At 47.0% G+C, this 16,441-nt stretch carries 14 protein-coding genes; 10 read left to right on the top strand and 4 right to left on the bottom strand.

What is annotated here, in order from left to right; genetic code table 11:
- Window positions 1–40: 40 nt before the first annotated feature.
- From recG to MHN09_RS04820, 8 genes are all read left to right on the top strand, one after another.
- Complete coding sequence (gene recG / locus MHN09_RS04855; RefSeq protein ID WP_049587128.1) at window positions 41–2,113, top strand: ATP-dependent DNA helicase RecG; 2,073 nt, start codon at window positions 41–43, stop codon at window positions 2,111–2,113.
- Complete coding sequence (locus tag MHN09_RS04850; RefSeq protein WP_239239402.1) at window positions 2,106–2,882, top strand: class I SAM-dependent methyltransferase; 777 nt, start codon at window positions 2,106–2,108, stop codon at window positions 2,880–2,882. Before recG ends, MHN09_RS04850 begins: the two co-directional genes overlap by 8 nt.
- Before the next feature lie 9 nt (window positions 2,883–2,891).
- Window positions 2,892–3,365: a peroxiredoxin gene (locus tag MHN09_RS04845; RefSeq protein WP_014996861.1), complete on the top strand. Its 474-nt coding sequence runs from the start codon at window positions 2,892–2,894 to the stop codon at window positions 3,363–3,365.
- Window positions 3,366–3,796: 431 nt separating this feature from the next.
- The gene (locus tag MHN09_RS04840) at window positions 3,797–4,606 is read left to right on the top strand and encodes a hypothetical protein (RefSeq protein WP_014947811.1); all 810 of its coding nucleotides are present in this window, start codon (window positions 3,797–3,799) and stop codon (window positions 4,604–4,606) included.
- Window positions 4,607–4,615: 9 nt separating this feature from the next.
- Window positions 4,616–5,650, top strand: coding sequence for an extracellular solute-binding protein (locus MHN09_RS04835; protein ID WP_049587125.1), 1,035 nt, complete (start codon window positions 4,616–4,618; stop codon window positions 5,648–5,650).
- Window positions 5,647–7,167, top strand: coding sequence for an iron ABC transporter permease (locus MHN09_RS04830; protein WP_014975321.1), 1,521 nt, complete (start codon window positions 5,647–5,649; stop codon window positions 7,165–7,167). The genes MHN09_RS04835 and MHN09_RS04830 overlap by 4 nt, the downstream gene beginning before the upstream one ends.
- The gene (locus MHN09_RS04825; protein ID WP_168533143.1) at window positions 7,167–8,198 is read left to right on the top strand and encodes an ABC transporter ATP-binding protein; all 1,032 of its coding nucleotides are present in this window, start codon (window positions 7,167–7,169) and stop codon (window positions 8,196–8,198) included. Before MHN09_RS04830 ends, MHN09_RS04825 begins: the two co-directional genes overlap by 1 nt.
- Before the next feature lie 2 nt (window positions 8,199–8,200).
- The gene (locus MHN09_RS04820) at window positions 8,201–9,382 is read left to right on the top strand and encodes an NAD(P)/FAD-dependent oxidoreductase (protein WP_239239400.1); all 1,182 of its coding nucleotides are present in this window, start codon (window positions 8,201–8,203) and stop codon (window positions 9,380–9,382) included.
- Window positions 9,383–9,564: 182 nt separating this feature from the next.
- Here the strand turns inward: MHN09_RS04820 and MHN09_RS04815 are convergent, their stop codons facing one another.
- Window positions 9,565–10,593, bottom strand: a complete 1,029-nt coding sequence (locus MHN09_RS04815; protein ID WP_049587122.1) for an Abi family protein — start codon at window positions 10,591–10,593, stop codon at window positions 9,565–9,567.
- Window positions 10,594–11,463: 870 nt separating this feature from the next.
- On the opposite strand from MHN09_RS04815, the gene MHN09_RS04810 reads away from it, so the two are divergent.
- Both MHN09_RS04810 and MHN09_RS04805 read left to right on the top strand, forming a co-directional pair.
- Entirely contained in the window at window positions 11,464–11,751 is a 288-nt protein-coding gene (locus MHN09_RS04810) for a hypothetical protein (RefSeq protein WP_187446314.1), read from the top strand.
- Window positions 11,752–11,761: 10 nt separating this feature from the next.
- Window positions 11,762–11,962, top strand: coding sequence for a hypothetical protein (locus MHN09_RS04805; protein WP_152910877.1), 201 nt, complete (start codon window positions 11,762–11,764; stop codon window positions 11,960–11,962).
- Between the two features lie 102 nt (window positions 11,963–12,064).
- Here the strand turns inward: MHN09_RS04805 and MHN09_RS04800 are convergent, their stop codons facing one another.
- From MHN09_RS04800 to MHN09_RS04790, 3 genes are all read right to left on the bottom strand, one after another.
- On the bottom strand, window positions 12,065–14,443 hold the full coding sequence (locus tag MHN09_RS04800) for a DEAD/DEAH box helicase (RefSeq protein ID WP_239239397.1): 2,379 nt from the start codon (window positions 14,441–14,443) through the stop codon (window positions 12,065–12,067).
- A 695-nt stretch (window positions 14,444–15,138) separates the two neighbouring features.
- A complete protein-coding gene (locus tag MHN09_RS04795; RefSeq protein ID WP_049587115.1) occupies window positions 15,139–15,810 on the bottom strand; it encodes an OmpW family outer membrane protein in 672 nt (223 codons plus the stop codon).
- 137 nt (window positions 15,811–15,947) lie between these two features.
- A complete protein-coding gene (locus tag MHN09_RS04790; RefSeq protein ID WP_014947817.1) occupies window positions 15,948–16,415 on the bottom strand; it encodes a hypothetical protein in 468 nt (155 codons plus the stop codon).
- Window positions 16,416–16,441: the final 26 nt, after the last annotated feature.

Raw genomic sequence — 16,441 nt, 5'->3', positions numbered from 1 at the left:
AGGTTAAATAGTTAATGTTCCAAAAGAAGGATATCGCTTGATGCAAGCACTGGCCACTACACCCATTACTGCGCTTAAAGGCGTAGGCGCAAAGGTGGCAGAAAAGCTTAACAAAATAGGTTTGTTTACCCTTCAAGATATTCTGTTTCATCTTCCTCACCGCTACGAAGACAGAACCCGTATTTATAGCGTGGCAGAGTGCCGCCCGTTTACTCATGTAAGCGTGCAGGGCCAGGTAATGAGCGCCGACATTCAATATGGCAAGAAGCGCATGCTGGTGGTCAAGCTTAGCGACGGTACGGGTACCATAACCTTACGCTTTTTCCACTTTGGTGCGGTGCAGCGTTCAATCATGACACCAGGCAACACGGTGCGCTGTTTTGGAGAAGTGCGTACTGGCAAGTGGGGCATTGAGATGATGCACCCAGAGTTTAAGCTTGTGGATGAAGACGCGCCACCATCAGAAGAATCACTAACCCCGGTTTATCCCACTACCGACGGTGTAAAACAGCTAACCCTTCGTAATTTGACTGACCAAGCTTTAAAGCTTTTGGATAAAGGGGCGCTGGCCGATTTGCTGCCCGACGGTATTTACGATAATCAAATAAGCCTGAACGAGGCCCTTCATCTGGTACACAGGCCGCCGCCTGATGTCGACGTTCACGAAATGGAAGAGGGGTTGCACCCTGCCCAGTATCGGTTAATTCTTGAAGAGCTGCTGTCTCATCACCTTAGTGTGCTTAAAGTGCGAAAGCTATCAGATGCGCAGCCTGGCATTCCCATTAAGGTGAATCAGCCGCTTATCGATAAAATGCTTGCCCAATTACCATTTTCACCAACGGGTGCTCAGGCTCGCGTGGTACAAGACATTCAAAAAGATATGCAGCATGCGCGACCCATGATGCGCTTGGTTCAAGGAGACGTTGGCTCGGGTAAAACCTTGGTTGCCGCACTGGCAGCGTTATCAGCCATTGGGGCAGGGCATCAGGTAGCGTTAATGGCGCCCACAGAGCTATTGGCAGAACAGCACGCCAATAACTTTCGCGGATGGCTAGAGCCTTTGGGAATAGAGGTAGGTTGGCTTGCCGGAAAGCTTAAAGGCAAAGCCCGTAATGAAGTATTAGCGCGGTTAGAAGCCGGTGATATTCAAATGTTGGTGGGTACCCATGCTATTTTCCAAGAAAGCGTGAACTACCAGCAGTTAGCGCTGGTTATTGTGGATGAGCAGCACCGTTTTGGCGTGCATCAACGGTTAGCCCTTCGTGATAAAGGTGAGCAACAAGGCCGCTATCCTCACCAGCTGATCATGACGGCAACGCCTATTCCAAGAACGCTGGCCATGACGGCCTATGCCGATTTAGACACTTCGGTTATTGATGAATTGCCACCGGGCAGAACACCGGTACAAACTGTGGTGCTGCCGGATACACGCCGCGCTGATGTGATAGAGCGAGTGCGTCAGGCCTGTAAAGAAAATGGTCGGCAAGCGTATTGGGTGTGTACGCTTATTGATGAGTCGGAAGTGTTGGAATGTCAGGCAGCAGAAGACGCTGCGGTTACCCTGCGTACCGCGCTGCCAGACTTACACGTTGGCTTGGTACACGGGCGATTAAAACCCGCTGAAAAAGCGCAGGTTATGGCTGACTTTAAAGACGGAAAGCTGGATTTATTGGTCGCAACTACCGTCATTGAAGTAGGCGTAGATGTGCCCAATGCCAGTATCATGATTATTGAAAACCCTGAACGCTTGGGCCTAGCGCAGCTTCACCAGCTTAGAGGGCGAGTAGGGCGTGGTGCGGTAGAAAGTCAGTGTGTACTTATGTACCAAAGCCCACTATCGAAAACCGCTACTCAGCGCCTTGGCGTATTGCGTGAGTCTAATGACGGGTTTTATATTGCCCAGCGAGATTTGGAAATTCGTGGTCCGGGTGAGTTTATGGGGACAAAACAAACCGGAATGGCCGAGCTTAAAATAGCAGATCTTGTGCGCGACGCCGCTCTTATTCCTAAGGTTCAGGAAATTGCCTATACCCTTTGGGACAAGTATCCCTCTCACGCTCAAGCCATCATTAATAGGTGGATAGGGCACAAGGAGCAGTACGGTCATGCTTAATCATGTGCCTTTAATCATTTGTGATGACGCCAATAGCGATGACGCTAAATTAATTAGTGCAATCAGTGAGAAGTGGGGTTTTCCTGTTGTCAGCAGCAGTGAAAAGCCTACCGAAGGCCTGTATCTACAGGTACAAAACGGCGTGCTAGGCCTTGCCGACGCAGGCGAGAAAAAAGTGAACCCAGTAGAGGTTGATTTTGCATCGCCCGCTAGTTTGTATCGCAAGCAGCACGGTGGCGGGCGCAAAGAACCTATTGTTAAAGCCATTGGCCTTAAAGGTAACGAAGCGTGGCATGTGGTAGATGCAACACCTGGGCTAGGTCGTGATGCCTTTGTTTTGGTAAGCGTTGGCTGCAAGGTCACAATGATAGAGCGATCGCCCGTGGTTGCCGCCTTACTTGAAGATGGTATTCGCAGATTAGCGCTTAGTTTTCCGGAACTTGCAGCTAAAATGTCGCTTCAACATGGAAATAGTGCTGAGGTAATGCAATACTTCACTGGTGAGAATGTGAACGCTATTTACTTAGACCCCATGTTCCCACACAAAAAGAAGTCAGCCTTGGTGAAAAAGGAAATGCGGCTGTTTCAGCAACTGCTTGGTCATGACCCAGACGCAGATGCGCTGTTACCGCCAGCACTAGAGCTAGCCACGCACCGGGTAGTGGTGAAACGCCCAAACAGTGCAGACGTGCTGGCAGGAGAGAAACCCTCCATGGCAATAGAAAGTAAAAAACATAGATTTGATGTGTATTTGTGTCAAAAACCCTAGGAGAACAACATGATACAAGTTGGTAGCACCTTGCCCGAGGTGGATTTCGGTCTTTTAGTCAATGGAGAAGTGACAAACCCAGGCACTAATGAACTTTTCTCGGACAAGCGCGTTGTGTTGTTTGCAGTACCAGGGGCGTTTACGCCAACCTGTTCACAAGCTCATTTGCCGGGCTATGTGGCGCTTGCAGACAAAATTAAAGCCAAAGGGATAGATAGCATCATTTGCCTGTCTGTTAACGATGCGTTCGTTATGGATGCGTGGGGCAAAGCGAATAACGCTGAAGAAATTATTATGCTTGCCGATGGCAATGGTCATTTCACAAAGCAAATTGGCTTAGATATGAACACTAGCAACTTCGGTGGCTTGCGCTCACTGCGCTACTCTATGCTTGTAGAAGATGGTGAAGTGAAAAAGCTTAACGTTGAAGATCCAGGTCGTTTCGATGTAAGCGATGCGCAAAGCATGCTAGATAGCCTTTAAACCGGCAAGCACGGCATTAAGATATCAAGAAGCCCGCAACCACGGTTGCGGGCTTTTTTTATTTAGATGTTTGTGAATATTCGTTAATACCAGTCCGCATAGTTAATTACTCGCCCTTCGAGAAGGTCTGGCAAGCTTCTGAGTGGGCAACTATCTATGCGGCTTGGTATTCTTTACTTAAGCGTATACTTGGTTGCCATTTTCATTAAAATGTAACCTATGTATGATCTGGCGCTCTGTAAATAGCGTTGAATATCAGTACGTTCAGTGAAGGTTAATGAACTAACATGCAGTATTCTGTGTCGAAAGTGCAGAAAAAATAAGGGCTAACACACTACGTTACTTAGCATGTGGGCTCGTTCAGTTACCTTTACTTGCTTAATGATAATAAGTATCATTTGCGTGAAAAGACAAACGTTTTAGGAATAATTATGACAACAACACTGAAAAAAATGAGTGCTTTGGTACTGGCTTCTGCGGTCACTTTCTCGATGCTATCTTCTCAGGCGCTTGCTAACGGTGCCATTGGCGATCACGTGAACAATCTTCACGCGCACATCGGCGAATATACGGAAGAGGTACATTGGTTAGAGAGCAAGTTTGGCAGTGTTGTTGATGCATATGAAGCAAAAGATAAATCGCTTAAGACCGATGCACTGATTGAGTATTGGGAAGAGGTGGATTTTCACTCTGCTATCGAAACCCAGTATGTGCCTATTTACGCCTCTATTTGGCAAGGTATTTATGGTGTGAAAGTCGCCATTGATGAAGGCAAGCCTGTTGCAGACGTGCGCGTAGAGCAAGAGAAGCTAAATCATGCCTTGTGGCAGGCGTTAGGCGCAGTTAAACTTGCGTCCCAGTATCAAAAGAAAGGCTTAGTGAACAAGGTTCAAACCACCGAAAAAGAACCTACCACAGGCCCTGAAGTTATCGACGATATTAAAACACGTCTTGATCGTGTTGTTGCTAAGTACGCGGAACAGCTTCACGAAGTAGCAACTACACTCGTTCACGATACTTACCTTCAACGATTTGAAGGTGTGGAAGGTGATTTGATTGCGAAAAACGCAGCTTTGGTTGAAGACTTGGAGAAAGACTTTAACGTAACGCTTCCACAAGCTATCTCAAAAGACACTGGCGTTGATTCAGTTCGTAAGGTCGTAGAGTCTATGCAGGCCAAACTTGACCGCGCTCGCGCACTTTTGGTTGAAGTAGAACAAAGTCGTAAAGACGTATTTTAAGGAAGGTGTATGCAACGTAGAACATTCTTACAAGGCTTAGCAGCGGCCGGTGCATTATCTGGTTTGCCGTTTAGTCTTGCTCACGCTATGACACAAACAGGCAGTGTGTCAGTTGAGTCACTGCCTAAATTGGAAGGTGATCTCACACTTTACTTAGGTCGTGGTGAAGGTGGCTTGTACGAGAATGTTCTAAAGGCCATCGAAAAGCGCAATCCAAAGCTTAATCTTAAAATAAGACGCGGCGGCTCTGCGGCATTAGCCAACACCATCGTCGCTGAGACTAAGGCAGGCGTTAAACGCGCCGACCTTTTCTGGGCCGTAGACACGGGCTCTATTGGCATGGTTACTGATGCTGGCGCGGCTAAGCCGTTGCCAGACGACCTTACTGCGCAGCTGCGTGAAGATTTTCAGTATCCGAGCTGGTCACCGGTAACAGGTCGTGTGCGTACACTGCCTTATAACACTGAGCGTGTTAAACCGGAGCAAATCCCTGAAAGCGTGATGGCATTAGCCGACAGCGATTTAAAAATTGGCTGGGCACCCGCCTACTCATCGTTTCAGTCTTTTGTCACTGCAATGCGCATTTTAGAGGGCGATAAAGCCACTAAATCATGGCTTAAAGGCATTAATAAGCACTCGAAAAAGTACGCAGGCGAACTTGGTGTAGTGATGGGCGTTGAACGTGGTGAAGTCGATATCGGCTTTGCGAATCACTACTACACCCTTCGCCTTAAATCAGGTAAGCCGAACGCAAACGTAGCGCTTGCGTACAGTAAAAGCGACGCAGGTTGCCTAGTAAATGCGTCTGGTATTGTGGCATTGAGCGACGGTGACTTGCCGGTTAACTTTATTCGTTACCTGCTTTCGCACGAAGTTCAGTCTTATCTTGCTCGCGAAGCCTACGAAATCCCTCTGGTTCAAGGGGTTGAACAGCCGCAAGGCTTAGCTGACCTAAGTACGCTGTCACCGCCTGAAATGGACCTTCGTAAACTGGCTGACTTACGCCCTACACTTAATCTTATGAGGGAAGTTGGCGTACTGTGACAAATTGGCCAAAGTCGTATCCACTGGCACTTCTTATCGCGCTGATGGCTTTATTGCCCGTCGGCGTTTTGTTTTCTCTAGCTCAAGATAGTGCGCAACTTTTCGATACCCATAACCTAAGGGTACTAGCGAACACGGTGTCATTGGTGGTGCTTACCATTATTGGCTCTGTACTTATCGGAGTGCCGCTTGCCTTTTTAACCGCTTATGTGCAGATGCCATTTAAGCGGTTTTGGCTCATTTTACTTGCCGCGCCATTAGCACTACCAAGCTACATTGGCGCATTTGCGATGTACTTTTCATTTGGCACAGGTGGCGAAATTGAAAACGTACTGGGAATTAGCACTCCACCTATCAGCGGCCTTTGGGGCTCTGCGCTGGTCATGAGCCTTTATACTTATCCATTTGTCATGATGACAACCCGTTCAAGCTTACTGAGTTTAGATGCAAGCTTAGTTAACGCGGCGCGTACGTTAGGGTTAACCTTAGGCGCAAGCTTATGGCGAGTGGTTTTACCGCGTGTTGTGAATAGCGTTGCCGCAGGGGCACTCCTTGCTGCACTTTATGCGTTATCCGATTTTGGTACGCCTGCAATAATGGGCTTTGACACTTTCACCCGTGTTATTTTTGTTGAGTATAACGCCTTCGGTCTTAGTCAAGCCGCCATGCTGAGCCTTCAGCTAATGGTTATTGTTGGGCTTATTCTATTTATAGAAAGTCGTATTAGTGGCGCTCAAGAGCGCCCAGGTAAGCATTTATCGTTGTTTCCTGCTCGCTGGCAGCGAAACCTAATGTTGCTGGCTACTATGCCGGTGGTATTTATGGCTATTGTGCTTCCCCTTGCTATTTTTACGCTGTGGTTAGTGCGAGAAGGCGCCGGCGGTTTTGAATTTAGCTATGCGTGGAACTCAGCTCATGCGTCATTTATTGCAGCGATTGTTGCTGTATTGCTAGCCATTCCGGTGGCTCACGCCGCTATTGCCGGAAAAGCTGGACGTTTTATGGAGCGCATTACTTATTTTGGCTTTGGGGTTCCGGGTATCGTAATGGGGACAGCCCTTGTTTATGTTGGCCTGCAGTTGCCCGCGCTCTATCAAACGTTAAGTCTGCTTGTGATGGCTTATGTACTGCGCTTTATCCCACTTGCTGTGGGAAGTGTAAGAAGTACAGCTGAGAATATTGATTCAGGTCTGGTAAAAGCTGCTCGCGTGCTGGGCGCTAGCCCGCGTGAGGCATTTATGCGAATTACGCTGCCGTTAACCCTTCGTGGTATGATTGCGGGTGCAGCGCTTGTGTTCTTAGAAGCCATGCGCGAACTACCTGCAACGCTTATGTTAGGACCTACAGGATTTGAAACCTTAGCTACCTATATGTGGCGAGTTTACGAAGCGGGTTACTTTGGCCGCGCAGCCGTGCCAGGGCTTTTACTTGTTTTATTATCAGGTGTGGGGTTAATTCTCATGCTGTCGGGCGAAAGAAAAGCCCAGTTTACCGTTACCGAGGATGATCGTTCGTAATGCTTAGTGTAAATAATTTGTCTGTGAATTATGGGTCTACCCGCGTTGTCGACAAGTTAAATCTTGAGCTTGGACAAGACGAAATCCTGATGCTGGTGGGGCCAACCGGCTGCGGTAAAACCACCATTTTGCAAGCGTTGGCTGGGCTTATTCCTATTTCAGAAGGTGCTATGAGCCTAGGTGAATGGGAAAGTACAGCAAACAAACATGTTCCGCCTGAAAAGCGTAACGTGGGTATGGTGTTTCAAGACTTTGCGTTGTTTCCTCATCTTACCGTTCAGCAGAACGTTTGCTTTCGTTTAAAAGACACTAAGCTGGCCGATCATTGGCTTCAATTATTAGGCCTAGATAACTTCCGCGATGCAAAACCTGCACGTCTTTCTGGCGGTCAAAAGCAGCGCGTTGCGCTAGCAAGAACGCTAGCTCACGAACCTTCCTTTGTATTGCTAGACGAACCCCTTTCAAACCTTGATGCTGCGCTAAAAGACAGCTTGCGCTGGGAAATTCGCGATGCCTTAAAAAAAGCAGGCGTACCTGCTATTTGGGTAACGCACGATCAAGAAGAGGCGCTAAGCGTTGGCGATAGAGTGGGTATACTTAATAAAGGTGTGCTTGAGCAATTAGACACACCTGAAGCCTGTTACTCTTCTCCTGCCAGCCGTTTTGTGGCGCGTTTTATGGGCGAAGCGAGCTTCTTAAGTGCGACGTTCGATAGCAGCGCAGCAAATACAGACAAAACAGTGGTTACCGATATTGGTAATGTGCCGGGCACACCGCTTCAAGGTGCAAGCGGCAACGTAGACTTGTTGGTACGCCCTGACGATTTAAGCTTAGATGCTGCACTAAGTGAAACTAACTGTACGGTTGAATGGGTACGCTACGAAGGCGAAAGTCGGCTTTACGCGGTTGTCTTAGATTGCGGCGACGAGCTTAAAGTACGAGTAAGCCACGAAAATGCTATAAAGCCCGGTACTCGCGCCTTCGTACAGTTAATAACCACACATCCATTGGCCGTTTTTCCTAGAGGTTAATTGTGATCAAGCGCGATGTAATTGTTATAGGTGCAGGAGCTGCAGGGCTTTTTTGTGCGGCGCAGGCCGGCGCGCGCGGACGCAGCGTAGAAGTGCTCGATCACGCTAAAAAAGTGGGCCGAAAAATCCTGATGTCAGGAGGTGGCCGCTGTAACTTCACTAACATGTATGCAGGCCCTGAAAACTTTCTTTCGCAAAACCCTCACTTTTGTAAGTCGGCACTAAGTCGCTATACTCAATGGGACTTTATTGGCTTGGTTGCCGAGTATGGCATTGCCTACCATGAAAAAACCTTAGGCCAATTGTTTTGTGATGATAGCGCCAAAGAGATCGTCGATTTACTGCTTAATGAGTGCAACAAAGCGGATGTGACGATTACTACTCGTTGCGAGATTCTAAGTGTTGAAAAGAATGAAAGTGGGTACTCACTTACAACCTCGAATGGTGAGTATGAGTGTGAATCCCTTGTAATTGCTACCGGCGGTTTAAGCATGCCCAAGCTAGGTGCCACGCCATTCGGCTACAAAATAGCGCAGCAATTTGGCCTTAACGTATTACCTACTCGTGCAGCACTTGTTCCCTTTACCTTGCACGATAAAGATAAAGACACACTGGCAGAGCTTAGCGGTATCGCAGTTGATGTATATGCCAGCTGCAACGACACTACGTTTAAAGAAGCGATGTTGTTTACCCACCGAGGGTTGAGCGGCCCTGCCATGCTACAAATTTCCAGCTATTGGGAAGCGGGTGACAGCTTAAGTATCAACATGCTACCTAACGACGATGCTACGGCGCTTCTACAAACTGCACGCACAGAGACGCCAGACGCATTGCTTGCTACCTGTTTAAATAAAGTATTTCCAAAGCGTATGGTGCAGAGCCTTATTGAGTATCATAGTTGGCGCAACGTGCCGGTGAAACAGCTGACTCACGGCGAGTGCGACGCCATTGCTGACACCCTAGAGAATTGGCAAATAAAGCCAAACGGCACAGAAGGATATCGCACCGCCGAGGTTACTATAGGCGGTGTAGATACCAATGACCTATCATCAAAAACAATGATGGCGAAAAATGTCGAAGGCCTGTACTTCATTGGCGAAGTGGTTGACGTTACTGGTTGGCTAGGTGGCTTTAACTTCCAGTGGGCATGGAGCAGTGGTTGGGCAGCAGGGCAGGTGGTTTAGAATGAACCGGCTTAACTAAAACGAAGACAAAGTAGCCTTATAGACCTCTGAATAAAACCCATTCGATTTCTATAAATATCAAATTAAAACGAAGACATTCTAGTATGAATAATTTTACTGAATCTCACATGGACTTTGCAAAACCCGTATTTCATCGAGATGTTTTTGATGTCTCGCGATACTTAACTACTGAAGAATTCGTGGTTGAGCCAATCATCTGGAAAGCCCATAGGAAATTTTGGCACTTCGGGATGAAGTGTAACTAGCGCTTTTACTTTATTATGCCATTGACTATCTGGACTAACCTGCCTCATTAGGTGACCTAACATAAGTAACACCATATAAATACGACGCTTAGGCTGAACTTGGCTGGGCTCAAGTCTGTCTGGCAACTGCCAATTATCACCATTTGGAATCTTAGGCTGAACAGACAATTCTCGATTCCAAAGTCGACTATGATGTGCGCAACAATTCCTCACAAAGTTTAGCGTATGCAACCAACTTTCAAGAACCTCTTGAGGTAAGTCAAATCTTCTAGCGATATCTTTACGGTCATTATCTTTTGCTAGCCCTCGATATAGGTGAGATATACTCCCAAGAGTTAATTCTTCCACCATCGCCCAACCTGGCATTAACTTAGGAGAATCATATGTATGTTGGTAGAAGCGGGCATAATTCTCTCGGACTCTTCTTTCAATCCGCCGATCTTTAACTTCGGCAGAAACGGAAGTTCGTTCAATCTTTTTTACATCTCTCTGAAGATCGTTGGATTCTTTTGATTGCTTATCTTCGATTTCTTTCAAAAGTCGTTTGTGCTGGTATGAGGATTTAAATAATGATTCATTCAAGTACCAGTGGGAGCCACTACATATATCATCAGTTTGATGCTTGTTAGCCATAACGTTATTCAAGGTAGCTCGGATTGCAACTTCTACTCTCTCAATAGCGTCCATAATGAGCAGCCGCAATTCTCTATCAAAAGCGTACAAGTCCACTATTTGTTTAAATTCAGTTCCATCTTTGAATTGATGATCTACAACTTGTTCGTTTATATTCTTTTGGAATGGGCGCATATATGCGCTAAGGCGAAAATAGCTTATTACTTCTAAATATCTTTCCGCACGTTCTGGATTTTGAATGGTTAGACCGCGGTGCTGAAGAATGCCGATTTGTTCTGTAATACTAACCGCGGGTTTGTTGAATTGATTCATTATGCCTTATCTTCCATGACGTAAAATTCAGGCATAAAAAAGCCCGCACAATTTGAGCATTGTTAAGAGGCTTGGCGGGCGTGTTGCTTATAATAGTAGTGATATGCATGCCGCCCGTCAACCACATTCATCTATTATCTTCAAAGTATTAACTCACAACACAACGAAAATTTCAAACATAACCTCATGTATATTAAAGCAAAACAGTAATCCCTATTCAGCACAAAAAATTCATTCTGATACAACGGTCGCACCTGCAAACACAACACTGTCCCAATCACACCACGATCTTGTGGCTCCTCCTTCTCTCTCCTCTTTTAACGCGTCAGTCGTGGCCTTCAAATGGGCCTATTGACCAGCCGTTTATCCGAGTCCATGTTAAGTTCTAGCGTAATAACAAGCACATAGCCGCAGACCACAGTCCGTGCGGGAGTTAGTATCAAAGTGATACTAACTCATTGTTTATAAGAGACTATTGATCTAATCCTTACCTTATACTAGCGTAAAGAGAGATACCACTGACACGATAGCATGACGTGCTCACTTACCCCGATGGTTGGCTACTTTACACACTAACCGCTAACAACGCCGCTCCCCAGGTTTGTCTAGTCACGCTCTTCAATGACAATTCGATTAGCGTTCACTGCGCAATACAAGGTGCTGTACCTATCCATACGAAAGAAGGTAGCTATCATTGGACGGCCTCAAATGGGGAGATCTCGATACTGCATCCACTCAAAGAGGGCTGCGTGCGCTCATTACAACGGGTGTTATTGGACAGCGAACTGGCAAAGTGGCGTGCGGCACACGTGACCGTGCAACGTATCCGGGTCAGTGATATTTCCCTCGACCCAGCATAAAGGAGACACCATGACAGTGTATTGCAATTTTGTATGGAAGGTGGGTGCAGACACGGAGCCTCGCCCTCTGCTGACCCAGTTTGCGCAGGAACACTTTCACGTCCATGAGGCCGTGCCCATCGATACCACTCAATATGGCATTGATCATGGCTTGAATGATGTGCGAGCAGTCTTCAAACCGGAACAACGTTGGATCGCTTTCTGCTGTCGCTATCAGCATGATGTGGTCGCGACTGAAGGCAAAGTCCTAGCATTCGCCCAGGCCCACGGCCTGACGGTCGAGCGCATGCGAAAGTAAGGACATGCCGATGCCGTCGTCGTTTGCCGCTGATTTGGTCTTTACGATCATCCCATCGCCGACCACCCGCTTGGCTGCCACCCATGTCGGGGTAGAAGTTCTGCATGTGCCTACCGGTTTAATTGTCCGCTCCGTGGTATTGCCGTCACAGCATCTCAATCAACAAGCCGCTCTGGCGATTTTGGCGAGCCGATTAACGGCTCATGATTAGGGGTAATGTATCGTAGGTATCAACGAGAAAAGAATTAAAAATACCACGGGGTACACTTCGAATTATGCAGCCAGTTAGATAAACATGGATTAGCATTCTGGGTCAAAGAAGCTTGTTAGTTGTGCCGCTACCGATCTTTTTGACACTGTACCCAACGGCCTTATATCCATTGGCACGCTTTTTCCACATTCGTTGTAACATGGGAAAGTCATCAACATAATCGTGCACCGTGACCTCTGTTTTATTTGGGTGGTGACGCTGAATACGGCCAGCGTACTGGGCAACAATCCCTTTCCAGGAAATTGGGAGGGCCAAAAACAAGGTATCCAGATAAGGCAGGTCAAAGCCTTCCCCCACATATTTACCCGTCGCAATGATGACAGTCCTTTCAGGTAATCCCTTCTGAATCAGTTCAATCCGCTGTTTACGGATCTTAGTACTCACACCACCATGCAGCTCAATGGTATTGATGCCTTGTGTATTTAATTGCTCGCTGAGTATTGCAATATGTTCTTTACATTCACTGAGCACCAGACATTGACGCTTGGCTTCTATTGCCTGGGCAATGCTGCGGGTGATGAGCTGATTTCGAGACGCATTATCTTGCAGGTATTGATACAGTTGGGTGATTTTTACCGGCTCCGAACCATCCACCCAAGTCGCTGGAAAAGCGATTTGGGTGTCGCAGCCATAGGCCGTTTGACTGAATGTTAACGACGCTGGTTTAGACTCAAATAACACCGCACCAAGTTGAAAATACATTAGCTTTTCCAACCCATCTTGTCTTTTGGGCGTCGCGGTAAAGCCAACCAAGAATTGAGGCGCGACGTTCTTTAACAACGTTTCATAGTTTGAGGCCGGAATGTGATGGCATTCATCGACAATAATTTGCCCATAGCTATCTACTTTGTCATGAATATCAATGCCATTTCTACTGATCAGGCTTTGATACGTCGCGACGTCGATCCGTCCGTTTAATTTATCCTTCCCGCCCAGGAGAGATCCCATCTCAGCGTCTTTGAGGAATATCTTGCATCGCTCAATCCATTGTTCCGCCAGCGCCTTATTGTGCACTAATACCAATGTATTGACTGCGCGTTTGGCGATTAATGCCAGTGCAACAACGGTCTTACCAAACCCCGTATTCGCAATGACCAGTCCATGTTCATTCTCCAGTAAGGCTTTTAGCGCTTTCGCTTGCTGGCTGCGAAGCGTGCCCTCAAAACGCAGGGCCGGGAGTCGCTGACCAGCATAGCGTTTATCCTGATATCGGATAGTACAAGCCTGTTGTTCCAGTAACGCTTCAACTTGTCCTTTTAGTCCTCTGGGCAGGTGCAGATAGCCCGATTCAATGTGCGCCGCACACAGATAGCGAGGTACGCCAATCGTTGAAAATCGCATCGCCTGGCGTTTAAAAAATTCAGGATTGGCAAACACCGCTAACTTCTTTAACGTTGCGACCAGTTTGTTGGGTAAAACCGCAATAGCAATATACAGCTTGTCAGCCACGACGATGTCGATTGTCGCGGGGCAGTCGTCAATTTTGGGCGTATTAAGGGTCGTCGATTTTTCCCAGGGTTTTAACTCGGCGACTTGCGGTTCCACGTCCACATAATCGGCGAGACGCTCGAGTAGTTGCCGTATAGTGTCAGGTGATAGTTTGCCCGTCGCCGCCAGTGCTTGCCATTGATCTTCGACAACACCCCCGTCAGTATCAATAAAGCAGGCGTTTCCCGACAAGCGAGGCTGCTTTTGTAACGGTAATGCAATGAGGTTCCCCATCCCGCCGCTGGGTAAGACATCTTGGTTGGGAAACATGCGGTCAAAACAGTCAAAGTTAAGGGCCGGGTATGTGTCCATGGTCAGATTGAGCAACGCTGTGCCCAATTGGCGTGAGGATTTTGCGTCTGTCGCTTTTTCAAAAAAGAGCCATAAATGACCGCCTTGTCCACTACGGGAACGCTCAACTAAGTAGCCAATAGACAGTGACTCACACACGTTTCGCAGTGCCGATATTGCCTCAAACCAGTCCGTTTTATCGAAGTCAAACGCTAACAGGTAACATTCATTTTGCGCCGTTAACGGGTAGATCCCAATCGTGCGTTGCCCTCGAAGATGGGCATTAATGGCACTGTCATCAAAGCGATGGAAGGCTTGGTGGGCACATTCTGAACATGCCGTTTTGGGCTTGTTGCAGATCCCAGCTTGCCATTCATTGGCACAGGAAGGGCTGTATCCGGCTTTGCCTTGCTTAGACTCCCAGCGGAAGGGGTAGACATCTTCGCGTCCTCGAAAGTATTGCTTAAACAGGGCAACCTTGGCCTCGGGTGTCTCAGATTGACTGAAGTACTGTGCTTGATGCGCCATACTTTGTTGCAAAAGCGCACTACGTTCGTTAAGCAACGCCGTTTTTTGTTCTTCCAATCGCGCCAGCGCTTCGACGATTTGCGCCAGCCGCGCCTGGGCTCCCGGGATTGTCATGCTACTCAAGCTCCATTATCGTTTGGCATAGGCCCGTTGTGGGAAAGGAGCGCTTCACGGTTTAAGCAAGTGTGCTCCACCTTAGACTTGGAGCTTATCACGAATGCGCTATCCCAGCGCTGAGGCATCCATTGCGTTTCTTGGGGCAGCGCCAGAGGGTGGTCGGTGAGTTTGCGAAAAGTGCGATAACGGGCACGTTCAGGGGAAAAAGACCGTCAACCGCGATTTTGGCCGTCATGGCGCATAAAGAAGGAATATGTTTAATAAAAAATATCCAGATTTACAAGAGTGTGATGAACATGTTGGTGGAACAGTCTATACAGGTAGACACTCATACATTCAGTCCATTAAGTGGGAAGATTTTATAAAGAGCCCTACTCTATACCTCGATATTACTACCGAAATTAGAGACGACCTAGATCGCTATAACATTTCAAAACTTGTTACTGTTGAAGAGTAATCCAACGAAAACTGGACTAAATAACAGAAGAGAGAGCAACATAGCGGATTAAAAAACGAAGACAAAGACATAATCCATTAATATTCAACATTGTATGGATTTGTATGGTATTGATATAAGTTAGTTCGTCTTCGCTCTAATTTCATCTGTCTTCGTTATAATTACTTCAGCTCAAGAACCTCACCACGCTCCAAATTGTCGTACACTTTGCGGAAATCAAAGAACTAAACGGTTACTAAAACCGGAAACCTAGCGAAATAGCATAGACAAAGGGGTCAATTTCAATAGCGCTCACTGAGCCCCGGGTATCACCTAGGTTAAAGCTTGCTTCTGTGTCTATGTCTATCCAACGAACGGCGGCATTCAAAAACCATCTTTCGCTTAACTGATAGTCTATTCCCACTTGTGCGGCTAAGCCAAACGAGTTATCTAGAGATAAGTCACTAAGCCCTGCCTCTTCATTAGCTCCCGTAAATTGCTCGTCATAAATAAACGTATAGTTTAGGCCCGCACCCACATAGGGCTGAAAAGCACTTGATGGATCGTTAAAGTAATAGTTAACCGTCACTGTGGGCGGAAGGTGGGTTACTTCGCCTAGCTGGTTACCTGTTCCTAATGGGTTATCGATAGCGAAATTAACGTCATGTGTGAACGGTGTTGCGGCTAATACTTCTATGTTAACCCTATCCGTGATGAAATAGGCCGCGGTGAGGCCCAATTGCGTGTTGTTATCAATGGTCAGGCCAAAGCCCAAGTCGTCACCCACGTTAATGTTTGAAGACGATTCGTCAGGTGCAACCGTGGCAAAGCCACCTCGGACGATAATGTCGCCTTTTTCAAATGCAACTGCACTGGATGCTGAAGCTATAAAGGGAAGGGCGGTTAGTGCTAAAGCTAAGTTTTTCATCGTAGTCTCTCAGTCTGATAATTGAACACAGATAAGACTAAACAGACTTACTTAAAAAGAACTTTCTAGAAGATTAACGTTAGATTAAAAGCCTTCGTCATATAAAAAGCTAAAAACGGCGCAGAATTGCGCTGTAATCAAAACGACATACCAATTGCTAGACCAGCAACCACTGCACTTTTATGATTTCGATGATAGTCGTAATGAAGCTGCGGCGATATGGTAACCCCCGATACTTCAAACTCATACAAAAAGCCTAACCGGGCCACCTCCATTTTATGGCTGCCGTGGAACTCAACGCCGGGGCCTATTTGTGCAATAAAATTATTGGTAATGTGCAGGTCAGCAACAAGCAAGTAGGTATAAGCGTCTAAGTCTTCAAACGCGTATTCAGCCACAAAGCCTACGCCTAAAAAGTCGCTCACACGGTATTCGTAATCGATACCTAGTGTAAAAGCGTTTCCGCACTCTTTTGTGTAAGTGGTACCTACCAATGCAGATAAATGATGGGGTGACGTTTCCCAATGATGAGCATTTCCCTTTGCAACAACAACGGGGGCAAATACTAAGGCCGCAACCAAGCCTAACGCTATTTGAACTCGCATAGTGATGCTCACATAAATTTAACGGT

This window comes from Alteromonas sp. MmMcT2-5 (assembly GCF_022348315.1).
GTDB lineage: Bacteria > Pseudomonadota > Gammaproteobacteria > Enterobacterales > Alteromonadaceae > Alteromonas > Alteromonas macleodii.
This window is presented reverse-complemented; position numbering and strand designations above follow the sequence as displayed.